Source organism: Bradyrhizobium sp. WSM1417 (assembly GCF_000515415.1).
GTDB lineage: Bacteria > Pseudomonadota > Alphaproteobacteria > Rhizobiales > Xanthobacteraceae > Bradyrhizobium.
Map to the genome: position 1 here is coordinate 1,201,800 of NZ_KI911783.1, position 24,271 is coordinate 1,226,070.

A 24,271-nucleotide genomic window follows, 5' to 3' on the forward strand; every position below is an offset into this window, starting at 1 on the left:
TCCGAACGCGTACGCACAATCTGACTCACTTCGTACCTTTCCAGCTTCCGTCCGGGTTCCGTAAGCCGGTCGACGAGAGATTCAGCTTCATACCTGTCAGGAATACCCAAGCCGGGGCGGCCCGATCCGCAAGCAATGGCGCCTCGTTCTCCGGCATCCGATAGCGCCTGAGCGCCTGGGCGGCGGGAGAGGCGAGGGCACGAAAACTCTGTGGCGGGCGGTCGATGACCGCGATCGGCACCTGATCGGCGATGCGCCGCCAGTGCTGCCAACGATGGAATTGAGCGAGGTTGTCGGCGCCCATGATCCAGACAAAGCGCAAGCCCGAGAGGCGGCGGCGCAAGGTGTTGATCGTATCGATGGTATAGCGCGTGCGAATGACGGATTCGAGACAGCTCACCTCGATCCTGGGATCGTCGGCCATTTCGCGCGCCGCCTGCATGCGCGCGCCGAGCTCGTGCAGAGCGCCGTTCTCCTTCAGCGGATTGCCTGGCGTCACCAGCCACCACACCCGATCGAGCTGGAGACGTTTCAGCGCGAACTGGCTAATCGCGCGATGGGCCTGGTGCGGCGGGTTGAATGAGCCGCCGAGCAGGCCGATGCGCATCCCCGAAGTGTGGGGCGGTATGGCCTGCGCGAAGAAACGTGGCGCGACGAAATTGTTGCTCAATGCCCCGCGCCTTGCGTCGTCTACGGCCGCGTCTGCCCGGTACCGTGAACGCGATATTTGAAGCTCGTGAGCTGCTCGGCGCCCACCGGGCCGCGGGCATGGAATCTGCCGGTGGCGATGCCGATCTCGGCACCGAAGCCGAACTCGCCGCCGTCGGCGAACTGCGTCGAGGCGTTGTGCAGCACGATCGCGGAATCGACCTCGCTCAGGAATTTTTTCGCAGTAGTTTCGTCGGCGCTCACGATCGCATCGGTATGATGCGAGCCGTGGTTCTGGATATGCGCAATCGCGCCGTCGACGCCGTCCACCACCTTCGCTGCGATGATCGCATCGAGATATTCAGTGTCCCAATCGTCCGCGCTCGCGGGCTTGACGCGCGCATCGGTCTTTTGCACGGCCTCGTCGCCACGCACTTCGCAGCCGGCCTCGATCAGCATCTCGATCAGCGGCTTCAGGTTTTTGCCGGCAGCGGCGCGATCGACCAGCAGCGTCTCGGCGGCGCCGCAGACACCGGTGCGGCGCATCTTGGCGTTGAGCACGATCGATTTCGCCATGGCGAGGTCGGCGCTGCCGTCGATATAGACGTGATTGACGCCTTCGAGATGCGCGAACACCGGCACGCGCGCTTCCTGCTCGACACGTGCGACGAGGCTCTTGCCTCCGCGCGGCACGATCACGTCGACGGCGCCGTTCAATCCCGACAGCATCATGCCCACCGCCGCGCGGTCGCGCGTCGGCACCCGCGTGATTGCGGCCTCGGGGAGGCCCGCTTCGCGCAGGCCCTGCACCAGGCAGTCATGGATCGCGCGGCAGGAGCGGAAACTGTCGGAGCCGCCGCGCAGGATCACGGCATTGCCCGACTTCAGGCACAGCACGCCAGCGTCCGCCGCAACGTTCGGCCGGCTCTCGAAAATCACGCCGACGACGCCGAGCGGCACGCGCACGCGCTCGATGGTCATGCCGTTCGGCCGTTGCCAGCTCTCGGTGACGATGCCGACCGGATCGGCAATGCCGCGCACGATGCCGATGCCCTCGGCCATGCCCTCGACCCGCGCCGGCGTCAGCGTCAGGCGGTCGATGAAGGACGAGGTGGCGTTGCCGGAGGCGCGGGCCTCGGTGACGTCCTCGGCATTGGCGGCAAGGATCGCGGCCGCGTTGTTGCGGATCGCCCGCTCCATGGCCTCGAGTGCCCGGTTCTTCTGCTCCGGCGGCGCCAGCGCCAGCACGCGCGCGGCAGCGCGGGCACGGGTACCGAGATCGGTCATCAGCGCCTGAAGATCGGCATTGCCGTCGACGGCTTTGAGGGGGGCGGCCATGGGAGTTTCAACCTTCTGCTAAGGCAGTGTCCTAGCACGGAAATCCCGCTTTTGCGAAGGGCGGGGCGGGTATGGCAGGGCTTCACGTGCCAGACGGCAGCTCGGTCAATGGCCTAGCTCCGGCGTTATGGCCGGGCTTGACCCGGCCATCCACGCTCGGCCCGCGCCTGCTCGGATGCCTTAGCGCCTACCCGCCCATCACCAGATCATCGCGGTGGATCATCTCGGACCTCCCGCTGATGCCGAGGATGGCCATCACATCCGGGGAGGAGCGGCCCTTGATCCGCTCGGCATCGTCGGCATCATAGGCGATCAGTCCGCGGCCGACCTCGCTGGTGTCGGGGCCGCGCACGATCACGGCGTCGCCGCGGGCGAACTGGCCCTCGACCTTGATCACGCCGGCCGGCAGCAGGCTGGCGCCCGCGCGCAACGCCGCGACCGCGCCGGCGTCGATGGTCAGGGTGCCCTTCGGCTCCAGCGAGCCTGCGATCCAGCGCTTTCGCGAGGTGATGGGATTGGCCGGCGTCAGGAACCAGGTGCAGCGGCCGCCATCGGCGACCGCCTGAAGCGGATGCTCGATCTTGCCCGAGGCGATCAGCATATGCGTGCCGCCGGTGGTCGCGATTTTTGCGGCTTCGACCTTGGTGCGCATGCCGCCACGCGATAGCTCGGACTCGGCGTCGCCTGCCACAGCCTCGATCTCCGAGGAGATGCTGTCGACGACGGGAATGAGCTTGGCGTTCGGGTTGTTCTTCGGCGGGGCGTCGTAAAGCCCGTCGATGTCGGACAGCAGCACCAGCAGGTCGGCGCTCGCCATGGTGGCGACGCGCGCGGCGAGACGGTCATTGTCGCCGTAGCGGATCTCGTTGGTGGCGACCGTGTCGTTCTCGTTGATCACGGGGATTGCGCGCCACTCCAGCAGCTTGCCGATGGTGGAGCGCGCGTTGAGATAGCGGCGGCGCTCCTCGGTGTCCTGCAGCGTCACCAGGATCTGGCCGGCGCCGATGCCGTGGGCGCCAAGCACCTCCGACCAGATGCGGGCCAGCGCGATCTGACCGACGGCAGCGGCCGCCTGGCTCTCCTCCAGCTTCAGCGGGCCGCGCGGCAATTTCAGGCGGCTGCGGCCGAGCGCGATCGAGCCGGAGGAGACGACGAGAACGTCACGCCCCTCGCGATGCAGCTTGGCCATATCGTCGGCGAGCGCGGCAAGCCAGGACGCACGCACCTCGCCCTTGTCGGAATCGACCAGCAGCGCGGAGCCGACCTTGACGACGATGCGGCGGAATTGACTGAGTTCGGGGCTGGCCATGTGTGTATGTGGTGCATGTATGTGCTGGAGAGCGGCGCCGGTAAGGCCTGCTTTTGCAGCAGGACGATGGCCGGCGCAAGGCGGCAGCCCGGTAAACGGCGCTTGTCCGGAGCGCCCGTCTGGCTCTAACTGTCGTCAATCAAAATGGGCTCAAAGAGGAAACCAATGGATCGCCGCAACTTCATCGCCGGATGCCTCGGGTTGCCGTTGTTGGCGCAGGTGGGCGGGTCGCAAGCACAGGCCGGGCTGACGAAAATGATCTTCCCGTTCGCGGCGGGAGCGGGCGGCGACACGCTGTGCCGGCTGATCGCGCAGGAGATGGCGCCGGCGCTGCAACGGACGATGGTGGTCGAGAACCGCACCGGCGGTGACGGCCTGATCGGCATCAAGGCGGTGAAGGGGGGAAGCCCGGACGGCAGCATGGTGCTGGTGACGACCGGGCCGACGATGTACCTGCTGCCGATGGTGGAGACGACCCCGAGCTTCGATACCGCAAAGGATTTCGTCCCGGTCTCGCTGCTGGCGCGGTTTGAGTTCGCCGTCGTCATCAGTCCGACGATCGATGCCGCGGATTTCAAGGGATTTGTCGCCTGGCTGAAGGCGCATCCGGACAAGGCGTCGTTCGGCGTGCCGAGCAACGGCACCATCCCGCATTTCATGGGCTCCAAGCTCGAGAAGGATCTCGGCATTGCCATGACGCGCGTGCCCTATCGGGGCAGCGCGCCCATCCTCAACGACATCATCGGCGGTCATGTCTCCTTCGGCATCGTCACATTGGCGGATGCGCTGCCGCAGCATCGCGCTAAGGGCGTGAAGATCATCGCGGTCGCGAGCGCCGAACGTTCGCCGTTTGCTCTGGAAGTCCCGACGCTGAAGGAGAGCGGCATCGATCTCGTCGCCGACGCCTGGTACGGCATGTGGCTTCCCGCCGGCAGCCCGCCGGAATTCGCGAGCAAGCTCGGCGCGGCCGCAAGCGCAGCGCTCGCCAAGCCCGAGGTGAAGGAAAAGCTCACCGCAATCGGGCTGATCCCGGTCGGCAGCAGCGCGGAAGGTCTGACCAAGGAGCTCGCCGCAAACACCGCGTTCTGGCAGCCGATCGTGAAGGCGACGGGATACAAGATCGAGAATTGAGTAGCTGTTTCGTCTCCCTCTCCCCGTTCTTACGGGGAGAGGGCGGGGTGAGGGGCATGCTTCTGCAAAGACGCTGAGAAATGGACTCGCGGAGAGTCCCCCTCACCCGCCGCGCTTCGCGCGTCGGCCTCTCCCCGCAGGCGGGGAGAGGCGAAGAGAACTCACAGCTTCGCGCGCTGCGCGATCCCGTCCTTGATCGACGCCAGCTCTGCCTCATCCCAGATGCCGATCAAAATGCCGCCCTTCACCTGGAGCTGGTTGTCGGCATAGGCCGCGATCTTCTCGCGCGGTGTCGTGATGTGGTCGTTGGGATGCAGCGCCCAGTCGAACAATTCTGCCTGCAGTCGCGCGATGATGCCGGCGCACTCAGGGTCGTCGCCGCGATCCAGAAACTCTTCCGGATCGGTTTCGAGGTCATACAGCATCGGGCGGAAGCCCGAGGCGTGGATGTATTTCCAGCGACCGTCGAACACCATGAACAGGCGGCAGCGTTCGATCGGCTGGTTCAGCTTCAGCCGCACGTCCTGCATGACATAGTCGTATTCGGAGAACGCCACCTTGCGCCAATCCGGCGGGCTCTCGCCGCGCAGCAGCGGCAGCAGCGAGCGTCCCTCGAGGATGTGGCCCGGCACCTTGCCGCCGAAATAATCCACGAAGGTCGGCGCGAGATCGATGGCTTCGACCAGAGCATCGTTGCGCGTGCCACGCGTCGCATCCGCCTCCTTCGAGGGATCGATGATGATGAGCGGGATCTTCGCCGACTGCTCGTGGAACAGGTCCTTCTCGCCCATCCAGTGATCGCCGAGATAATCGCCGTGATCGGAGGTGAACACGATCATGGTGGTGTCCGAGAGGCCGCGCTCCTCCAGAAACTTCATCAGCACGCCCATCTGGTCGTCGATCTGGGTGATCAGGCCCATATAGGTCGGGATCACCTTCTCGCGGGCATCGTCGCGCGCCATGTTGCGGGAGTAGCGCATGTCCATATAGGCGCCGAACACCGGATGCGGATTCTGGCGCTCGCGCTCGGAGCGGATCGCCGGAATCATATCCGATGTCGAATACATGCTGGCGTAGGGTTCGGGCGCGATATAGGGCCAGTGCGGCTTGATGTAGGACAGATGCAGGCACCATGGCCTGCCGTCGGTCTCGGCCTCGCCGATGAAGTCCATCGCGCGTCGGGTCATATAAGGCGTCTCGGAATGCTCGTCCGGCACGCGCGCGGCCTTGTCGGCATGCACGAGCAGCCAGCCGTTTTGCAGGGAGCCGTCCTCGGCCGCACCTGAATTGGCCCAATGCTCCCAGGGATTGGGCGCATCAAACCCCTGCTGACGCAGATATTCGTCGTATTTCGGACGCGGCCGCCCCGTGGGATGCAGGCCGTCGTCACGCTCATAGGGCTCGAACCCGCATTCGGCGACGTGCACGCCGATCATCGATTCCGGCGGGATGCCGAGCGCCTTCATGCCTTCGAGATCGGGCGCCATGTGGGTCTTGCCGACCAGCACGTTGCGCACACCGAGCTTCTTGAGGTGGTCGCCGAGGGTGGGCTCGCCGATCCGCAACGGCCAGCCGTTCCAGTGCGAGCCGTGCGAGCGCATGTAGCGCCCGGTGTAGAACGACATCCGCGAGGGACCGCAGATCGGCGACTGCACATAGGCTTTGCTGAACAGCACGCCGCGCTTCGCCATGGCGTCGATGTTCGGTGTCTTAAGCCGGGGATGGCCGGTGCAGCCGAGATAGTCGTAGCGAAGCTGGTCGCACATGATCCAGAGAACGTTCTTCGCGCGCGCCATACTTTCTCACTCCGGCATTTCGATCTGCCGGATGCTGCGCCATCAATGGCGCGAAGGCAACATTGCGAGCGACGCGCGAGGTCGTGGCTGCACATTCCAGCGTCGTCCCGGCGAAGGCCGGGACCCATAGCCACAGGGAGTAGTTTGGCGAAGACTAGTAGTTCGGTACTAAGACCATCCCCAACCGACAGATCACGCGGTATGGGTCCCGGCCTTCGCCGGGACGACCGTGGGGAGAGCGATCAAACCGACCACGGCTCCGCTTCGGCCGCGCTCTTCGCTTTCGCAGACACCGGGCTCTCGCCGATCACATCCGCCAATGCGCGCAGCGCTTCCTGCACGCCGTCGCCGGTGGCGGCGGAGAGCAGCAGCGGCGTCTTCTTGGCGGCGCGCTTCAGCCGCTCCTTCTGCTTCTTCAGCTCGTCCGGCTCGACTGCGTCGATCTTGTTCAGCGCCACGATCTCGATCTTGTCGGTGAGCTGTCCGGCATAGGCGTCCAGCTCCGTTCGCACGGTCTTGTAGGCCTTGCCGGCATGCTCGCAGGTGGCATCGATGAGATGCAGCAGCACGCGGCAACGCTCGACATGGGCAAGGAAGCGGTCGCCGAGGCCGACGCCTTCATGCGCGCCTTCGATCAGGCCGGGGATGTCGGCCAGCACGAATTCGCGGCCGTCGGCATTCACGACACCGAGCTGCGGATGCAGCGTGGTGAAGGGATAGTCGGCGATCTTGGGCTTGGCCGCGCTGACCTTGGCGAGGAAGGTCGATTTGCCGGCATTGGGCAGGCCGACGAGACCGGCATCCGCGATCAGCTTCAGCCGCAGCCAGATCCAGCGCTCCTCGCCGGGCTGGCCGGGATTGGCATTGCGCGGCGCGCGGTTGGTCGAGGTCTTGAAATGCGCGTTGCCGAAGCCGCCATTGCCGCCTTCGGCCAGCACGAATTTTTCGCCGACCGTGGTGAAATCGTGGATCATGGTCTCGCGATCTTCGTCGAAGATCTGCGTGCCCAGGGGCACCTTCAGCACGATCGACTTGCCGTTGGCGCCATGGCGGTCCGAGCCCGAGCCGTTCTCGCCCTTCTGGGCCTTGAAGTGCTGCTGGTAGCGATAGTCGATCAGCGTGTTCAGCCCGTCGGCGACCTCGATGATGACATTGCCGCCGCGGCCGCCATTGCCGCCGGAGGGGCCGCCGAATTCGATGAATTTTTCGCGGCGGAACGCCACGCAGCCGTTTCCGCCGTCACCGGAGCGGATATAGACCTTTGCTTCGTCTAGGAATTTCATGGGCCATAGGTAGGCCAGCCGGTCCCGCGCGGCAACCCGGATAGACCCGCAAATCGGCCGAATTTCCGCGATTTTGGGGCGTGCTTAACCCCGGGAACGACGTTAGTTGGGCCGGCGCCGGATCAGGAATTTCTGCGTGCCCTCCAGCACCAGCTCCTTGCGCTGGTTGAACACGGTGCTTTTGAGCGTCACCGTGCCGGTCGAGCGTCCCGGCACCAGCTCAATGACCTCGAGCGCGGGATAGATTGTGTCGTCGGCGAACACCGGTGTGAGGAACCGGCTGGATTGCTCGAGGAAGCCGACCAGGGAGTCCTCGACCATGAACGGAAACAGGCCCGCGCCGGGTGCGGTGTGGATCAAGGTCTGGAAACCGTGGGCGAGCAGATGCGGCATGCCGCGGCTGCGGCAATACTCCACGTCGTAATGCACCGGATGAGTGTCGCCGCTCGCGGTCTGGAATGCCGCGAACACCGCCGTCGTCTGCGTGCGGCTCGGCAGCACGAAGCGCTCGCCGACCACGAAATCCTCAAACCAGCGTTGCGCCGGGATCATGCGATGACGGGCCGGGTCGAAGTCGGTCATGGCTAAGCTCTTTCCTGGCTCTTTTGTTCGCGTGGCGCCCATCGCTACGCGACGCGAAGACTGCGACAATCCGTTCAATTCGTCCAACGCGGGCTTGTCCCGACGGCCTGCGTCATTACAACGGCGCTCAATGCCCCTTTTCAAAAATCTCTCGGCCTATGACGAACGCTCGGCGCGGCTGGCCGGGATTGCGCTCATGGTGTTGTCGATCTTCATGTTCTCGTTCGGCGATGCCATGGGCAAGTTCCTGGTCGGGACTTATTCTGTGGGGCAGCTGCTGTTCCTGCGCGCCTGCGCGGCGCTGCTGCTGCTGTCGCCGCTGGTCTGGCGGCAGCGTCACCAGTTCCTGCAGCTGGAGCGGCCGGGCCTCCAGCTCTTTCGCGTCGTATTGTCGACGCTGGAAGTGGCGGCCTTCTTCCTGGCGACGGTCTACCTGCCGCTCGCCGACGTCATCACCTATTATCTCGCAGGCCCGATCTTCGTCACCGCGATGTCGGCGATCTTTCTCGGCGAGAAAGTCGGCTGGCGGCGCTGGACCGCGATCCTGATCGGCTTCTGCGGCGTCCTGATCGCGCTGCGGCCCTCGGCACAGACGGTGAGCCTGCCGGCGCTGATCGCGCTGGGCGGCAGTCTTTCCTTTGCAACGCTGATGCTGATCACGCGCAGCCTGCGCAAGACGCCCGACATCGTGATGGCGTCGTCGCAATTCGTCGGCACGTTCTTGCTGGGTGCGGTGCTGTCGGCATTCCACTGGGTGCCGCCGACACCGGGCAGCCTCGTGATCTTCGCGCTGGCGGGATGCGTCTCGGTCACCGCGCTGTTCTGCGTCAACCGCTCGCTCAAGCTCGCGCCGGCCAGCGTCGTCGTGCCTTATCAATATTCGATGATCGTCTGGGCGGTGATCTTCGGCTTCGTCGTGTTCGGCGACGTGCCCGAAATCGCCACCATCGTCGGCGCCGCCATCATCATCGGCGCCGGGTTCTATATTTACTTGCGTGAGCGCGATCTCGGGCGCGGGGAGGTGGATGTGAATCCGCCGGCGTAATATTCCGCTGTCGTCCCGGCGAAGGCCGGGACCCATACCCACAGGGTGCAGTTTTGCGAAGACTCGGAGTGGGAGTCTTTGCGTCACGAACAGTCGTGGTTATGGGTCCCGGCCTTCGCCGGGACGACTCGCGGTAAGAGTTGGGCCTACCTCACCCTTCGCGCACTGCTCCAGCTCTTCAGCGACGCCCACACACCGCGCGACAGGCGAAAGCAGTCGACCGGCGTCGACGAGCCCAGCGCCAGGAAGCGATGCAGCTGGACGCCGCTCCACTGGAAGCCGCACTTCTCCAGCACGTTGCGCGAGGCCGGGTTGGTGACGCGCGCGCCTGCATAGAGATGATCGTCCTCGAACTCCTCGAAGAAGAAGTCGATCGCGCCGCGCGCGGCCTCGGTGGCAAAGCCCCGGCCCCAATGCGCGACGCCGAGCCAATAGCCGAGCTCGGCATTGCCGGGCGTCGAGCGGTCGATGCCGACCATGCCGATGGGGCCGCTGTCATGCTCGATCAGGAACACCGTCTCGCCGCCGGGCGCGGCGGTGGCGCGGATGAAGGCGACGGCGTCGTCCTGCGAATAGGGATGCGGGAGGCGCCTCGTGTTTTCGGCAACGCGAGGATCGTTGGCGAGGAGGGCGATGGTCCTGACGTCGGCGAGGGTCGGCCGCCGCAACGTCAGCCGCTCGGTGGCGACGACGCTGGGTCTCGCCTCCCGCAAGGTCACGCTCGAAAAATCCTGCAACATGTCCGGCTCCGTCGAAGTCACTCAAGTGAAAAGTGAGCACGCAAACGAAAGGGGAGGCCGGTTTCCCGCCTCCCCTGGAGCCTTCGATCTCTTATGATCTCAAGGACTCCGCCGGTTCGGTCTGGGACCCGGCGGACTCCAAATTTGATCCACCGTCTATTCAGCCGCCTCTGCGAGCGGGAGCACCGAGATGAAGGTGCGGCCGTTGGCTTTGGCCTGGAACGTTACGCGGCCCTCAACCTTGGCGAACAAGGTGTGGTCCGTGCCCATGCCGACATTAAGGCCGGGATGCCAGGTGGTGCCGCGCTGACGCGCAATGATGTTGCCGGGAATCACAACTTCCCCGCCGAACGCCTTGATACCGAGGCGCTTGCCCTTGGAATCGCGACCGTTGCGCGATGAACCGCCTGCTTTTTTGTGAGCCATGGCTCGTCTCCGAAATCCTGAGTATTTCTAGATCAATTCCTTGACGGAATCATTTCACAATTTCTCACGCATCACTTCGTGATGATGCGTGATCAAATTATGCGGCGGCCTCTTCGGTCGTGGTCTCCGGCTTGGCGACCTTCTCCCGCTTCGGACGCGGCCCCTTGGTGGGCTTGGCGCCGTCCGTCAGGATCTCCGAGATGCGCAGCACGGTGATCTCGTCGCGATAGCCGCGCTTGCGGCGCGAGTTCTTGCGGCGGCGCTTCTTGAACGCGATGACCTTGGGACCGCGCTTGTGGTCGAGCACCTCGACCGCGACGGAGGCGCCGGCGACCGTGGGCAGACCCAGGATCGGCGTGTCGCCGCCGACCAGGAGAACTTCATTGAGCTGCACGATCGAGCCGACTTCGCCTTCGATCTTGCCTACTTCCAGGACATCATCCGGAACGACGCGGTACTGCCGGCCGCCGGTTTTGATGACTGCGAACATCGTTGTTTTCCTTCGTGTTCATTCCCGGCCTCGCGACATAGTGTCGGGGCCGGCTTTTTGTCAGTCGCTATGGGTTTATGCGAGTTTTGTGCGGGCGGGAGTTATCCCTTTGAAAACCCACGCAAAAACAAGCGGCGCGAGAAACGCCCCGCGCCGGTTGCGGGATTTATAGCCGCTGATCCCCCGGAGTCAAGGAAAAGCCGGCGAAAACGGCCCGGATTTGAAGCATTTGGGCCCGATCCGGCCCCGCAGGCGAATTTCGGCTTGCGCCGCAACCAACAGGTTCCCCCGCCGTTGTCCCGGCGAATTCAGTCACACGGGCAAGGGGCTTACCATGGCGACAGACGAGCTGGTCAAGACGACGACGGGCATCGCCCATCACGGCGCCGAGCGGCTGCCGTCGGTGGATATCGACAGCTTCAATATCGAGATGAAGGACGAGGATGGCTTCATCGGCGACCGCGCCAGCAAGGGCGCGTTCAGGGAGATCCTCGAGCGCTGGCGCAAGCCGCTACGCAAGTCCGGCGAGGACCCGTTCGGCAAGGAGCCGTCGGACGAGATCAGCAAGAAGACGCTGGACGCCATCCTGGTCGGCGATGACACCGAGGCCTGGGCGGTGGTGCATAGCGCCATCGAGGACTTCGCCCAGGAGCTCGCGTACGTCACCCGCCGCTTCCTCAAGTCCAAGGCCTGGGCCAAGACCGAGCGCATCGTGGTCGGCGGCGGTTTTCGCGATTCCAGGCTCGGCGAGCTCGCGATCGCGCGCACCGAGATCATCCTCATGGCCGAGGATTTCAAGATCGACATGCTGCCGATCCGTCATCATCCCGACGAGGCCGGCCTGATCGGCGCGCTGCATCTGGCGCCGTCATGGATCTTCGAGGCCCATGACAGCATCCTTGCCGTCGATATCGGCGGCACCAACATCCGCTGTGGCTTGGTGGAGACCAGCTGGAAAAAGGCAAAAGACCTGTCGAAAGCCAAGGTCGTGAAGGCCGAGCTGTGGCGTCATGCCGACGACGAGCCGACGCGCGAAGGCGCGGTGAAGCGGCTCACGAAGATGTTGAAAGGGCTGATCACCGAGGCCGAAAAGGAAGGCTACAAGCTGGCGCCGTTCATCGGCATTGCTTGTCCCGGCGTGATCAACGCGGACGGCTCGATCGAGAAAGGCGCGCAGAACCTGCCGGGCAATTGGGAGAGCAGCAAGTTCAACCTGCCGGCGAGCCTGCTCGAGGGCATCCCTTCCATCGGCGAGCACGACACCGCGATCCTGATGCACAATGACGGCGTGGTTCAGGGCCTCTCCGAGGTGCCGTTCATGCAGGACGTCGATCGCTGGGGCGTGCTCACCATCGGCACTGGGCTCGGCAATGCCCGCTTCACCAACCGCCGCAAGGACAACGGCAAGGACAAGGATAACGGCAAAGACGGGGATTCCACGGGCAACGGGAAGAAAAAAGCCAAGAGCGACAAGGAGTAACCTTGACTGGTTAGGTTAAGGACCGGATTGCGTTGCGGTGCACGGGCCGCACGCTACGGTCGGAACCGTCGCCTCACCTGGCCGGCGAAGCCGCCCTTCCCAGCCAGTATTTCAATGAGCGGCACGGGACCGCCAGTGTTTACCGCGTCTGGCGGTCCCACCCCGCCTTTTGCGGGTACCAGTGATTCGGGCACCGACCTGCCGCATCGGGCTCGCGCCGGGTCAGCGGCGAACGGCTCAGGCCAATTCCGCGCAAACCGCCGCCGAAATCCGTGATCGCCCCTGATCATCACCGTGACATCGTGGGTCCAGCCGGAAAACCGGCCCGATTTTCGCGCTCCCAGCCTTGTCTGGCCCGCCATCCTCGCCTATTAACGCCCGAACCACAGGGGCCCTGCTCCTTACTTGGCGCCTTCAGGAGAGGTGGCAGAGTGGTCGAATGCACCGCACTCGAAATGCGGCATAGGTGCAAGCCTATCGGGGGTTCGAATCCCTCCCTCTCCGCCAACATCATCCGCCACAACAAAACGGCTTACAGAAAGCTCGGTAGATCAGTCTGATCTTGCCGGCTCTCGCTCCGCCAGCACCGCCCGCGCCGTCGCCACAAACGCCTGCGCGGCTGGCGACAACGTCCGACCCTGGCGCTGCAGCAGCGACACCGGGCGGGTGATGGCAGGGCGTATCAGCGGCTTTGCGATCAGAGTCGGAAATTGATCCGCCGGCAGCATCGTCGCAGGAAGGATCGCGAGGCCGAGACCCTGCGCCGTCATGGCGAGTGCGGTGTTGATCAGCGTCACTTCATAGGTTGGGTTGAGGTGCTTGCCCTGGGTGCCCAGCGCCTGATCGATCTGCATGCGAATCCGCGTCTCGCCCCGCATCGCGATCGTGGGCATCTGAGCCAACTCGTCCCATGTCAGCGAGCGGCGTGCCGCGAAGTCGGCGGTGCGCCGGCCGATGGCGCTCAGGCGGCCGCGGGTCAGCGTCTCGATCGTCAGCTCCGCGAATTCTCCCTCGACGCTGCCGATCGCGAACTCCGCATCCGTCGCGCTCAGACGCGGAACGAGATCGTCGGCGGCGACGTCACGCATGTCGATTTCGATGTCGGGATAACCTGCCCGGAATTTAGCGAGTACCGGGGGCAGCAGGGCCGATGCGGTACCGGCTGAGGCGAGAAACGCGACCCGGCCGGCGCGCGCCTGCGCCAGGTCGCGCATGCGCCGCGACAGGCCCAGCGCATCGCCCAGCATGCGTTCGGCGGCATGAACTGCCTCGTCAGCGGCCAGCGTCGGCTGCACCGAACGCGTGGAGCGATCGAACAGTTTGACGCCGAGCTGCGCTTCGAGCTGCTGGATCAACAGGCTCGCCGCCGATTGCGTGATTCCCAGCTCGCGCGCGGCCCGCGTGATGCTGCGCGTCCGGTACACGCCGGTGAAGGCCTGCAATTGCCGCAAGGTGACGTTCATAGGCAAAGCTCATGAATTGATGAGTTCTTTCCGGCTTATCACATAAGCGAGCATGCAATAAAATGCATGCCGTGGACGGTGAAGCCGCGATCGCCAAGGGATCGGAAACGAACATGAGAACACAGGTGCTGGTGGTGGGCGCCGGGCCCGTCGGATTGACCGCGGCGATGGATCTGGCTTCCCGTGGGATCGACGTCGTGGTCGCGGAGATCCGCCATGCCGGCGATCCGCCCAGCGTCAAATGCAATCACGTCTCGGCGCGTTCGATGGAGATCTTCCGCCGGCTCGGCGTTGCCGCAAAGCTGCGCGACGCAGGCCTGCCCGCAGATTTCCCGAACGACTGCTCCTATCGGACCACAGCGACCGGCATCGAGCTGTGCCGCATCGACATTCCCTCGCGCGCGCGTCGCTACAGCGCCACCGGTGGCCCCGATACCTGGTGGCCGACGCCCGAGCCGCCGCACCGGGTCAACCAAGTCTATCTCGAGCCGATCCTGTTCAGCCATGCCGCCGCTCAGTCGCGCATCACCATTCTGGCGCGCACGGAAATCACGGACATCGAGCAGAATGACAACCATGTGGTCGCAATGGCGCGCGACCTCGACCGCGGAAGCTCGCTCCGCATCGAGGCCTCCTTTGTGATCGGTTGCGATGGTAGCCATTCCCTGGTTCGCAAATCGATCGGTGCCAACCTGTCCGGCACGCCGGTGATCCAGCGCGTGCAATCGACCTTCATCGAAGCGCCGCAGCTTAAGGAGCTGATGGGCGCGCACAAGCCAGCCTGGATGGTGCTCTCGCTCAACCCGCGACGCTCAGGCACGACGGTGGCGATCGACGGTCGTGACCGCTGGCTGATCCACAATCACCTGAAGCCAGACGAGCCCGAATTTGATTCGGTCGATCGGGACTGGGCCATCCGCGCCATTCTCGGTGTCGACGAGCGCTTCGAATACCGCGTCCTCAGCAAGGAGGACTGGGTCGGCCGCCGGCTTGTCGCCGATCGCTTCCGCGACCGCAGGGTCTTCATCTGCGGCGACGCCGCGCATCTGTGGATGCCATATGCGGGCTACGGCATGAATGCGGGCATTGCGGACGCCGTCGACCTGTGCTGGCAGGTGGCGGCGCATCTGAACGGGTGGGCGCCGGCTTCGATCCTCGATGCCTACGAGGCGGAGCGTCAGCCCATCACCGAACAGGTGTCGCGCTTTGCCATGGAGCATGCGATGAAGATGATGGCGCAGCGTGGCGGAGTCTCCGCGGAGATCGAGGACGACACGCCGCGCGGCCACGCGGCGCGCGCAGCGCTGGCCAGGGCGGCCTACGATCTCAACGTGCAGCAATATTGCTGCGCCGGATTGAACTTCGGCTATTATTACGATGCCTCGCCGATCGTTGCCTACGACGGCGAGACGCCGCCGGCCTACGCGATGGGCAGCTTCACGCCCTCCACGGTGCCGGGCGCTCGCGCGCCGCACCTATTTCTGCGGGACGGGCGATCGCTCTACGATGCCTTCGGCGCCGGCTACACTTTGCTGCGGTTCGATCCGGCGATCGATGTGGCGCCATTGAAGTCTGCCGCAGAGCAGCGCGGCATTCCGCTCGCGCTGGTCGACATCGCGCCGGACGAAGCGAACGGCGCGTATGCCGAGAAGCTGGTGCTGGCGCGGCCCGATCAGCACATCGCCTGGCGCGGGCAGGCCGCGCCCGCGGACCCACAAGGCTTGCTGACGCGCATTACTGGCGCTTCGGCGTAAGGCGATTTGAAGCGGACGGTCTCGCGGCGAAGTCCGTCAGGACGTGGTTTACAAAGTCGTGGTTCACAAACAAGAACGCACCGGGGAGGATAACGTGTTTCACGTTGTAAGCCGCCGCATTTTGGCCGTGCTGACGGCCGCGAGTTTCGCCGTGCTGCCGCTGGAGGCGGGCCGAGCGGCCTATCCCGAGCAATTGATCAAGATCATCGTGACCTTTCCGCCCGGCGGCAGCGCCGATACCGTCATCCGCGCGCTCGAACCGCTGGTCACTGCCGAGCTCAAACAGGGTCTCGTGATCGAGAACCGCGCGGGTGCTGGAGGCAACATCGGCATGGCCGCGGTCGCGCAGGCCAAGCCTGATGGCTATACGCTCGGCGTCGCGCCGGCAGGTAGCCTGACGGTGAATCCGCATCTCAATTCGTCGATGCCGTTCGATCCGAAGGATCTTGCGCCGATCACCCTGCTCGCGGAAATTCCCTTCGTGCTGGTTGCGTCCACGAACGTGCCGGCGCATACGGTCACGGAAACGATCGCGCTCGCCAAGGCCAAGCCGGGCGCGTTATCGATCGGGCATGGCGGCAGTTCGACGGCCATGCACTTGACCGCGGCACTGTTCACGCAGAAGACCGGGATCGCGATGGAGCTGGTCCCCTATCGCGGGACCGCGCCCGCGACGGTCGACGTTCTCGCAGGCCATGTCCCCTTCGCGGTGCTGGATATCCCCGCATCGAGGCAACTGATCCTCGAAGGCAAGCTCAACGCCATCGGTGTGTCGTCTGCCCAGCGTCTTTCGTCCTTGCCCGATGTGCCGACACTCGCCGAGAGCGGGATTGCGGGTTTCGAATCCGTTGGCTGGTTCGGGCTGGTTGCTCCGGCCGGCACGCCAGCCGATATCGTCGGCCGGTTGAACGAAGCCTTCGGAAAAGCCCTGAAGGACCCTTCGGTGGTCGAGAAGATCCGGACGCTTGGCGCAGAGCCTGCACCGACCTCGCCCGAGCAGTTCAGCCGCTTCATCCAAAGCGAAAGCTCGAAATGGGGCAAGCTGATCAGTGAAGCGGGCATCAAGGCGAATTAAGTATAGCCCAGCCAGACGATTCCGCCCCGCGTAAGTCATTGATCCTACAGCCGCCGTCTACTGTGCATGGGGTTGTTTTCGCGCTTTTTTGTTGTCGGACCCCGGAAGGCTTACAGGTAATCGTCGCGACACCGGCTGGCCTCTCCAGTTGGATCACCACCGACAAGGGCGAGACAAACATGCAATCTTCCGCCACGGGCTGGGGCAACGGGCTTCTCGGCGTCATCATCTTCAGCGGCTCGCTGCCGGCGACGCGCGTGGCGGTCGGCGGGTTCTCCGCACTGTTCCTGACCTCGGTGCGCGCGGTCATCGCGGCGCTGATCGGCCTGGCCGTGCTCGGCCTGCTCCGTCAGGCGCGGCCTCAGCGGAAGGATCTCGTCTCGCTCGCCATCGTCGCCATCGGCGTCGTGGTCGGCTTTCCCTTGCTGACGGCGCTTGCGCTCCAGCACATCACCTCGGCGCATTCGATCGTCTTCATCGGGCTCTTGCCGCTGTCGACCGCGATCTTCGGCGTGCTGCGCGGCGGCGAGCGGCCGCAGCCGATGTTCTGGCTGTTCGCGGTTCTGGGCAGCGCCACGGTCGCGGGCTTTGCGCTGTCCAACGACGGCACCGCATCGCTCACCGGCGATCTCTTGATGGTCGCTGCGATCGTGCTGTGCGGGCTCGGCTATGCCGAAGGCGCCGCGCTGTCGCGCCGGCTCGGCGGCTGGCAGGTAATCTCCTGGGCGCTGCTGCTGTCGCTGCCGCTGATGGTGCCGGTCGCGATCTGGAGCTGGCCGTCGACATGGAGCGGCATCGATGTGCCCGCCTGGATCGGGCTCGCCTACGTCTCGGTCTTCAGCATGTTCGTCGGCTTCATCTTCTGGTACCGCGGGCTTGCGATCGGCGGCATCGCCCGCGTCGGCCAGTTGCAGCAGCTCCAGCCGTTCTTCGGTCTCGCGCTTGCAGGCCTGCTTCTGCACGAACCCGTTGCCTGGAGCATGATCGTCGCGACCGCGCTGGTGGTCGCATGCGTCTTCTTCGCGCGGCGGTTTGCCTGAGGCCGAATGGATCTGGCCTTACGTCTTGCCCGGTTGCGGCTTTTCAATGCCCGGCAGCTGCGCGATTCCCTTGGCGAGAAAATCGACCAGCAGCCGTACCCGCGCGATGCCGGACCGCTCCGGAACGAGCAGCATGTTGAGCGGAACGGAAGGCGGCGCGTAGTCTTGAAGCACGTGCTCGAGCTGGCCGGAGGCAAGAAGGTCGTCGACGAGCCAAAGATGGGCCGGCGCGATGCCTCGCCCGGCCACGAGCGCCTCGCGTGCGGCAAGTCCGTGATCCACCCGCAGCCGCCCTGCGAACGGCACCACATGGCGGCCGCCGCGGCGCCCGTGCAGCACGAGCACGTCGCTGCCGGCGATGTTCGACATCCTGACACCCTCATGGCTGGCGAGATCCTGCGGGCGCGTGGGCCTGCCACGCGAGGCCAGATAGCCCGGTGCGGCCACAAGCACCCGCCGCGACTGACCAAGCAGCCTGAGCTTCATCGAGCTGTCGGTGAGCGGCCCCAGACGCAGCGCAATATCGACACCTTCCCGCACCAGGTCGATCCGCTCGTCGGTCAGGCTGAGATCAACCGCCACGTCCGGATAGCGGTCCTGGAACGCGAAGATCAAACGACTGACGTGGAGCACGCCGAAAGCGGCGGTGCAGGAGACGCGTACCGTTCCGGCAGGCGCGCCGCGTGTGCTGCGCGCCTCGTCGCCCGCGAGTTCGACCAGGCGCAGGATCTGCACGCAGTCGGCGTAGTAGCGGCGCCCCTCCTCCGTCATCGTCACGCTGCGCGTGGTCCGCGTGAGCAGCGGCACGCCGACGGCCTGCTCCAGTTCCCGAAGGTGCCGCGTCACTGTCGACTGGCCGAGACCAAGCTCGCGGGCGACCGCGGACAGGCTGCCGCGCTCGGCGACCCGCACGAAGCTGCGCATGCGTTCGAGCGTCACGTCCGATCTATCCATATTTCGGCATGATCCTATCCATTGGCGACAACTACCGAATTGCAGCCGTGGACGCTACCTGGTGGCTCGAAATCATCAACCAAGGAGCTGATCATGAAAGTGTTGATCGTCTTCGCGCATCCCGAGCCGCGCTCCCTCAACGGCTCGCTCCGCGATGTCGCCGTCAGAGAACTTGAGGCTGAGGGACACGAGGTGCGGGTGTCAGACCTTTACGCCCAGGGATGGACATCCGAGGTAGGCCGCGCCGATTTTCCGCTGCTGCCGCCGGACGCGCGGCTGGCGCCGGCCGCCGCCTCCAAGCAGGCGTTCGAGTCGGGCACACTCACCGCGGACGTCAAGGCCGAGATCGAGAAGCTGCTGTGGGCGGACGTTCTGATCCTGCAATTCCCGCTGTGGTGGTTCAGTATGCCGGCCATCCTCAAGGGCTGGGTCGACCGCGTGTTCGCCTACGGTTTCGCCTATGGTGTCGGCGAGCACAGCGACAAGCGGTGGGGCGACCGTTACGGCGAAGGCAGGCTAGCGGGCAAACGCGCAATGCTGATCGTGACCGCCGGTGGCTGGCAGGAGCATTATTCGGCGCGCGGGATCAACGGGCCGATCGACGACCTGCTGTTCCCGATCAATCACGGTATTCTCTATTATCCCGGATATGACGTGCTTCCGCCGTTCGTCGTCTACAAGGCCGACAAACTGGACGAAGCCGGTTTCCAGGCGACCGCCGAACATTTGCGCGAGAGGATGCGAACGCTTGCGACGACATCGCCGATTCCCTACCGGCGCCAGAATGGCGGCGATTATTTGATTCCGAGCATGCAGCTCCGCGCGGGGCTTGAGCATTCCGGCGCGACCGGTTTCGCGCTTCACGTCGAGCAGGCCGAGGCACGCAGCCCGAGTGGTGCGGCGAGCTCCATGCGCTCGACGATGGATCGTTGCGCGGCAACGGCGTAATCCGTCGCGCGCGAGCGACATCACCCCATCACCGTCCGCGTCAGCGTGCTCCGCGCAAACTTCTTCAGCGGCATCGGCTTGCCGAACAGAAAACCCTGCACGAGGTCGAAGCCGAGCTCGTTCGCGGCGACCAGGTCGGCGCGGCTCTCGACGCCCTCGGCGACGGCGCGCACGCCATAGCCATGCGAAAGCTCGACGATGTGGCGGCACACCGTGCGCTTGAGGCGATCGGTGCCGCTGCCGGTGACGAAGTGCCGGTCGGCCTTCAGCTTGATGAAGGGAATTTTGCCCAAGTCCATCAGCGACGGCCAGTTGGCGCCGAGATTGTCGACCGAGAGGCCGATATTGTGCAGACGCAGTTCGCGGGCGACCTCGACCAGGAGATCGAGGTCGCGGATCGCCTCCTCGCTGTCGATCTCGATCGTCAGCCCGCCGAACGCCGGATGCGTCGGCATGCGGCGGCAGAGGTCGCGCACGGCCTGCGGCTCCTTCAGATATGACGCCGGCAAATTGATCGCGAGGTCGACCGGGCTCTGCTGCTCCAGCAGATAGTGCCAATCCTGCATGGCGCGCTCGATCACGAATTCGGAGAGGTCGCGCAGATTCGGGTCGTGCTCTTCGGGGATGAAATAGGCCGGCGGCACTACGCCCCAGGTCGGATGCCGCATCCGCACCAGCGCCTCGGCGCCGTTGCGGATCAGCGTGCGCGCGTCGATCTTGGGCTGGTACCAGAGCTCGAGCCAGCCGGCGTGGAGGGCCTCGCCGACATGCACGGCCGGGCTCGGCGCCGGCTCCTCGGGCAACAGCATGGCGACGCGGTCGCGCAGTGTCTCCGCGGCAAAGGGCGTGGTCAGCGGCGGCAGCATCTTGAGGCCGTATTCCTCGCCGACCTGCTGCACCGCCCTGACGATGATCGACTCGCGGGCGCCCACAGTCAGAACCCTGCCGTCGAAGGCCTCGCGCACCAGCGTCTCCAGAAATGTGCCGGGCTCGATGCCGTCGGCGGCGATGCCGAGCAGGATCAGGTCGGGCAATTCGCTCGTCAGCACGCTCTGCAGCTCCTCGGCGCTGGCGCATTCGGTGGTGACGAAGCCGAGATCCTCCAGCACTTCCGCGAGAAACGCGCGAAGATGGCGCTTGCCGTCGGCGACGCATGCGCGCGGCTTCACCTTTCGCCGTCCGAAGGTCTTCGGCCTTCGTTCGGCGAGTTCTACAATTTCGTCGTTCATCGCAAGCACTCCCGTTCCGTGCCGGTGTGTTAGCGACGTGAGCAGTTTCAAATATGGAAGGCTTCAGTCGATTGTCGAATTATCTGGGTAACGTTAAAGCACCCATCATGTCTAAAATTGTCCGGGTCTCGTTCGAGAAGTTTTTACCCCTGCCCGCGCATCGGGCGCAGGGTTGCGACAATCACGGGAGATTTCGCGACGTGCAGTAAGGCTGCATGCGCGCGCACTGTCCTGCAATTGGACCAAGCCGCGCGCGCCTCGCCCAATTGAATAATGGAGCGCCTCAATTGCGCGTCAAGCGCGCATTTTTCCCGGTTCGCTCGTGACGGTTCTGCGACAATGCGTCGGTGCGCGCTGGCGCCAATGTGAAGCACATCACAAGCGGATTGCTGCACGTGCGCTATTGCTCTGGGCAGCCGGTGGTGGGCTGTCGAGGATCGCAGCAATGACGTCGCGGCGAATAATGTATTGGTGGTTCAGGTTCGTGCTGTCAGGGCGATTTCTCGATCGCTTCCTGTGCCTGCCGCGCGCGCATTAGCGCGGGATCAGGTTTGGCCGATCAGCTTGCGCAACGCGGCCGCGCCGTCCTCGATCGCATCGCGTCCCTTCCAGGCCAGATAGGACAGCTTTCCACCGAGCGTGTCGTGGCTGCGCAGCCGGCGCGAGCCGAGAATGTGGCCGACGTTGGAAGGAAAGCGGCTCACCTCAGCGGCCACCAGCGTCGCGATCGCGTCCATCAATTGCTGGAGGCGAATGCCCCATTCGCAATGCTCGATGCCGTCGATCCGCACCTTGAGCGCATATTCGGTGTCGTAGATCTCGGCGAGCAGGTCGCGTGCGATCAGCACCCGGTTGTGCCGGAGCGCGATGCGCAAGGCGAGGCGCCTGTCGTCGAGCTGGTCGAGCACCATGTGAACGACGCAGGCATAGGGCGTGGCGGCGACATCGGCGGCGCTCTTGCTCGCGGCGGCCTTGGTGGCAAGGCGCACCAATTGCCAGAACGTCTTCAGCCGCCGCGCCACCAGCGTCAGCGCGAACGGCAGCGCCTCGGGATGGGCCTTCTTGAAGCCGTCCAATCGGGCGGTGATCTGGTCAACCTGGCCGTCGTCGAATTTCGCGATCTTTTCGGGCAGCTTTTCGTTGAACTTCGGCAGCGCGGCGCCGGCGCGCAGCACGTGCTGCATCTTCTTCACGTCGTCGAAGGCGGTGCGCGATGCCGTATATTGCGCGAGCTTGCCGCGCGCGAACTCGGTGCTCTCCGCTGACGCGAGGGTGCTCTCGAGAACCTTGACGACCTTGATCTGGAAGGTCGATGCGATCTTTTGCACTTCCTTGTGGTTGTTGGCGGCGACCTGGTCGCTGATCGCCTTGATGTAGTCGCGCGCCATGGTCGGCAGCAGGTCGCGGCAGATCCACTCCCAGATCGGGGTGAGGGTGTTGCGCGAGATCCGCCCCATATTGGCATGCTCGGGCGCGCCGTCGATCAGGAGCAGCTCGAGCGGCGCAAAGAAATGACGCGAGGGACTGGTGGCGCGCGCCTGGCTCGATCCGTCCTTGCGAAATTCGGCGCGCAACCGGGACTGGAGGTCGGACGAGCCCGGCATGTCGATGCCGCACAGCTCAAGCCGTTCGAGTTCGCTGAGCAGGCAGCTGCGCGACAGCGGCGTCAGCTTCTGCAAGAAGTTCGATAGCTGGTCGATCTCGTTCATGGCACGCAATCTTCCGCAACGATTCCAGCAGGCCTATCGGCTGCATGCATGGAGGCATTTGCGCGCTCTCAGTTGCGACATAGAGAAGCAAGCCGCCGTTAATATATCTGTAAAATCCGGCGCCGGAGGTATTCGGCGCGGATCGGATCGTTAAGAACGCTTCGGGTCATCCGCCCAGGATTTGAGCAGATTCATCAACCTAAGAATGTTGAGGGTCGTTGCTACTCAAGCATAAAGTGTGCCTGTGCCGGGGTTTCAGCATAAAACTGCCGAATTCACCGTAGTCTTACGGAGCGAAAAGTTAACCACAGATCGCGTCGGGTTCCGCTAAACGAGTGACATGGGGTCACAGAATGACACGGCCACTGATTCGCGGCCGTCGGAATGGTACGAAAGCAACGCCGCTCCGACTGAAGAGCTCGATGTCGTCCGTCTGAACGCCGCCCGCGCCAAGGCCGCCGACGAAATGGCCGCCGCCATCGCCCGCGAGCTCAATGGTCCCCTCACGGCGCTGCTGCTTTACATGGGCGAGATCAAGCATCACAGCGATCAGCTGGCGCCGGTGACGGGCGACCGTGCCTATTTGCAGCGGGTCGTGGAGAATGCGCTGGTGCAGACCGAGCGGGTTTGTGGCCTCGTCAAACAGCTTGCCGGTTCTACCACGGGTGGCCTGCCGATCGCGTCCAGGGCCGAGGACGCGCAATCGAAGCTCGCGCGCGCACCACAGCCGCAGCGCCTGCCGAGCGCCGAAATGCTCGGCCTGTCAGGCCAGAAGCGGCTGACCAAGCGCGAGCGCGAGGTGCTGAGGCTGATCAGCGAGGGATATTCGAACAAGCAGGGTGCGCTCCGGATGCAGATCAGCCCGCGCACCTTCGAGAGCCATCGCGCCGAGGCGATGCGGAAGCTCGGCGCGCGCAACACGGCGGACCTCGTCCGTGCGGCGCTGCTGCATTCGATCGACTGAAGGCTCTTGCGTCGGGTCACCCGCCGGCGACGAAGGCGAAGCGTGAGACGTCCCTCGAAAGGACCCGCGGCTCCGATCGTGCTCAGAAATAATCTTCGGAGAAGGGACGCGTGCGCGACGAGGGCCGCAGCGGCTTGAGCTCTTCCTTCGGTGCGTTGGGAATGATCGTGATGGTCCAGCGGGGCGGCATGCTCGATTCCTGCTCCAGCACCGAGCGCACGAAGCCGGTCACCGTCTCCTCGCCAGCGGCCACCGTTGCCATCCGGCCGTTGAACTGTGCGATGCGGAAGCGACGAACTTCTTTCTGGTCCGCGGTCTCGTAGGTGAACATGGAAACCCTCCTGGTTTCCGGCGACTATCGCTGCCTATGATTAGCCATCTGTGAACATCCCAAGCCGTAGAAGTACGGCGGGCATGCACGCGTGAGTGGTTACGGCATTTTCGGGCGAGCGCGTCAGCCCGACGGCTCCTGCGCGCGCCCGGCGGAATAGGCCGCGTCCATCAAGTCCAGGAGGTCGCGAAATCCGGCCTCGCCGAGGCTCTCCGTGGTCTTCTCCAGCCGCAGCGCCAGCGCCGCGAGCCTGACATAGCCGAACGTCCCGGCCGCGCTCTTCAGCGAATGCGCTTCGCGCGCGATCCTGCCGTGATCCTGCGCGAGCGCGAGCGTGCGGAACAATTGCAGGCGCGCGCAGGTGTCGCTCCAGAACACGTCGCGCACTTCGCAAGCACCATCCTTGCCGATCTCGCGCACCAGCGCCTGGTACGCGCCCGGCTCGCGCGCGGGCTCGGCATCAAGCGCTATCTGCGCCGGCGCGACGGTGACTTCGAACATGGTGTGGCCTGCCTTGATCACGATTGGTTTGCCGC

Annotated in this window: 23 protein-coding genes and 1 tRNA gene; 9 read left to right on the forward strand and 15 right to left on the reverse strand. The window is 64.6% G+C overall.

Translation table 11 applies throughout. The annotated features are described in order from the left end of the window. Window positions 1-25: 25 nt before the first annotated feature. The 3 genes from BRA1417_RS0105865 to proB all read right to left on the reverse strand — a co-directional run bounded on the left by BRA1417_RS0105865 (window position 26) and on the right by proB (window position 3,295). Entirely contained in the window at window positions 26-670 is a 645-nt protein-coding gene (locus BRA1417_RS0105865; protein WP_027515021.1) for a nicotinate-nucleotide adenylyltransferase, read from the reverse strand. Window positions 671-690: 20 nt separating this feature from the next. Beyond that, entirely contained in the window at window positions 691-1,986 is a 1,296-nt protein-coding gene (locus tag BRA1417_RS0105870) for a glutamate-5-semialdehyde dehydrogenase (protein WP_027515022.1), read from the reverse strand. 187 nt (window positions 1,987-2,173) lie between these two features. After that, window positions 2,174-3,295 (reverse strand): glutamate 5-kinase, encoded by a 1,122-nt coding sequence (proB, locus tag BRA1417_RS0105875; protein ID WP_027515023.1) that lies wholly within the window; start codon window positions 3,293-3,295, stop codon window positions 2,174-2,176. Window positions 3,296-3,460: 165 nt separating this feature from the next. On the opposite strand from proB, the gene BRA1417_RS0105880 reads away from it, so the two are divergent. After that, window positions 3,461-4,426 (forward strand): Bug family tripartite tricarboxylate transporter substrate binding protein, encoded by a 966-nt coding sequence (locus tag BRA1417_RS0105880; RefSeq protein WP_027515024.1) that lies wholly within the window; start codon window positions 3,461-3,463, stop codon window positions 4,424-4,426. A 161-nt stretch (window positions 4,427-4,587) separates the two neighbouring features. Here BRA1417_RS0105880 and BRA1417_RS0105885 read toward each other — a convergent pair whose 3' ends face one another. From BRA1417_RS0105885 to BRA1417_RS0105895, 3 genes are all read right to left on the reverse strand, one after another. After that, the gene (locus tag BRA1417_RS0105885) at window positions 4,588-6,222 is read right to left on the reverse strand and encodes an alkaline phosphatase family protein (protein WP_027515025.1); all 1,635 of its coding nucleotides are present in this window, start codon (window positions 6,220-6,222) and stop codon (window positions 4,588-4,590) included. Window positions 6,223-6,464: 242 nt separating this feature from the next. Further along, entirely contained in the window at window positions 6,465-7,505 is a 1,041-nt protein-coding gene (obgE, locus tag BRA1417_RS0105890) for a GTPase ObgE (protein WP_027515026.1), read from the reverse strand. Between the two features lie 102 nt (window positions 7,506-7,607). Next, on the reverse strand, window positions 7,608-8,087 hold the full coding sequence (locus BRA1417_RS0105895) for a MaoC family dehydratase (protein WP_027515027.1): 480 nt from the start codon (window positions 8,085-8,087) through the stop codon (window positions 7,608-7,610). A 130-nt stretch (window positions 8,088-8,217) separates the two neighbouring features. Here BRA1417_RS0105895 and BRA1417_RS0105900 point away from each other — a divergent pair, with 130 nt between their 5' ends. Further along, window positions 8,218-9,132, forward strand: coding sequence for a DMT family transporter (locus BRA1417_RS0105900; protein WP_027515028.1), 915 nt, complete (start codon window positions 8,218-8,220; stop codon window positions 9,130-9,132). Between the two features lie 146 nt (window positions 9,133-9,278). On the opposite strand, the gene BRA1417_RS0105905 is transcribed toward BRA1417_RS0105900, so the two are convergent. From BRA1417_RS0105905 to rplU, 3 genes are all read right to left on the reverse strand, one after another. Continuing rightward, window positions 9,279-9,872 (reverse strand): GNAT family N-acetyltransferase, encoded by a 594-nt coding sequence (locus BRA1417_RS0105905; protein WP_027515029.1) that lies wholly within the window; start codon window positions 9,870-9,872, stop codon window positions 9,279-9,281. A gap of 156 nt (window positions 9,873-10,028) precedes the next feature. Beyond that, the gene (rpmA, locus tag BRA1417_RS0105910; protein WP_007598923.1) at window positions 10,029-10,298 is read right to left on the reverse strand and encodes a 50S ribosomal protein L27; all 270 of its coding nucleotides are present in this window, start codon (window positions 10,296-10,298) and stop codon (window positions 10,029-10,031) included. 97 nt (window positions 10,299-10,395) lie between these two features. Next, window positions 10,396-10,788: a 50S ribosomal protein L21 gene (gene rplU, locus BRA1417_RS0105915; protein WP_007604396.1), complete on the reverse strand. Its 393-nt coding sequence runs from the start codon at window positions 10,786-10,788 to the stop codon at window positions 10,396-10,398. 334 nt (window positions 10,789-11,122) lie between these two features. On the opposite strand from rplU, the gene BRA1417_RS0105920 reads away from it, so the two are divergent. Next, window positions 11,123-12,268, forward strand: coding sequence for an ROK family protein (locus BRA1417_RS0105920; RefSeq protein ID WP_027515030.1), 1,146 nt, complete (start codon window positions 11,123-11,125; stop codon window positions 12,266-12,268). Window positions 12,269-12,685: 417 nt separating this feature from the next. After that, a tRNA-Ser gene (locus tag BRA1417_RS0105925) sits at window positions 12,686-12,775 on the forward strand. 44 nt (window positions 12,776-12,819) lie between these two features. Here BRA1417_RS0105925 and BRA1417_RS0105930 read toward each other — a convergent pair. Continuing rightward, window positions 12,820-13,731 (reverse strand): LysR family transcriptional regulator, encoded by a 912-nt coding sequence (locus BRA1417_RS0105930; protein ID WP_027515031.1) that lies wholly within the window; start codon window positions 13,729-13,731, stop codon window positions 12,820-12,822. Window positions 13,732-13,844: 113 nt separating this feature from the next. Here BRA1417_RS0105930 and BRA1417_RS0105935 point away from each other — a divergent pair, with 113 nt between their 5' ends. The 3 genes from BRA1417_RS0105935 (at window position 13,845) to BRA1417_RS0105945 (ending at window position 17,600) form a co-directional block, all read left to right on the forward strand. Then, window positions 13,845-15,485 carry an FAD-dependent oxidoreductase gene (locus BRA1417_RS0105935; RefSeq protein ID WP_245286143.1) on the forward strand — a complete coding sequence of 547 codons (1,641 nt, stop codon included), beginning with the start codon at window positions 13,845-13,847 and terminating at the stop codon, window positions 15,483-15,485. Between the two features lie 94 nt (window positions 15,486-15,579). Next, window positions 15,580-16,560, forward strand: a complete 981-nt coding sequence (locus BRA1417_RS0105940) for a tripartite tricarboxylate transporter substrate binding protein (protein WP_027515033.1) — start codon at window positions 15,580-15,582, stop codon at window positions 16,558-16,560. Between the two features lie 179 nt (window positions 16,561-16,739). After that, a complete protein-coding gene (locus BRA1417_RS0105945) occupies window positions 16,740-17,600 on the forward strand; it encodes a DMT family transporter (protein WP_027515034.1) in 861 nt (286 codons plus the stop codon). Between the two features lie 18 nt (window positions 17,601-17,618). On the opposite strand, the gene BRA1417_RS0105950 is transcribed toward BRA1417_RS0105945, so the two are convergent. After that, on the reverse strand, window positions 17,619-18,554 hold the full coding sequence (locus tag BRA1417_RS0105950) for a LysR family transcriptional regulator (protein ID WP_027515035.1): 936 nt from the start codon (window positions 18,552-18,554) through the stop codon (window positions 17,619-17,621). Window positions 18,555-18,647: 93 nt separating this feature from the next. Between BRA1417_RS0105950 and BRA1417_RS0105955 the strand changes: the two genes are divergently transcribed. Next, entirely contained in the window at window positions 18,648-19,502 is an 855-nt protein-coding gene (locus BRA1417_RS0105955) for an NAD(P)H-dependent oxidoreductase (protein WP_027515036.1), read from the forward strand. Between the two features lie 20 nt (window positions 19,503-19,522). On the opposite strand, the gene BRA1417_RS0105960 is transcribed toward BRA1417_RS0105955, so the two are convergent. Together BRA1417_RS0105960 and BRA1417_RS0105965 are read right to left on the reverse strand one after the other, a co-directional pair. Beyond that, window positions 19,523-20,731 carry an EAL domain-containing protein gene (locus tag BRA1417_RS0105960; protein WP_027515037.1) on the reverse strand — a complete coding sequence of 403 codons (1,209 nt, stop codon included), beginning with the start codon at window positions 20,729-20,731 and terminating at the stop codon, window positions 19,523-19,525. 545 nt (window positions 20,732-21,276) lie between these two features. After that, on the reverse strand, window positions 21,277-22,440 hold the full coding sequence (locus BRA1417_RS0105965; RefSeq protein WP_027515038.1) for a hypothetical protein: 1,164 nt from the start codon (window positions 22,438-22,440) through the stop codon (window positions 21,277-21,279). A 340-nt stretch (window positions 22,441-22,780) separates the two neighbouring features. Between BRA1417_RS0105965 and BRA1417_RS0105970 the strand changes: the two genes are divergently transcribed. Beyond that, a complete protein-coding gene (locus BRA1417_RS0105970) occupies window positions 22,781-23,404 on the forward strand; it encodes a helix-turn-helix transcriptional regulator (protein ID WP_027515039.1) in 624 nt (207 codons plus the stop codon). Window positions 23,405-23,486: 82 nt separating this feature from the next. Here BRA1417_RS0105970 and BRA1417_RS0105975 read toward each other — a convergent pair whose 3' ends face one another. Then, on the reverse strand, window positions 23,487-23,735 hold the full coding sequence (locus BRA1417_RS0105975; RefSeq protein ID WP_027515040.1) for a hypothetical protein: 249 nt from the start codon (window positions 23,733-23,735) through the stop codon (window positions 23,487-23,489). Window positions 23,736-23,858: 123 nt separating this feature from the next. Further along, entirely contained in the window at window positions 23,859-24,236 is a 378-nt protein-coding gene (locus BRA1417_RS0105980) for an Hpt domain-containing protein (protein ID WP_027515041.1), read from the reverse strand. Between the last annotated feature and the right edge of the window lie 35 nt (window positions 24,237-24,271).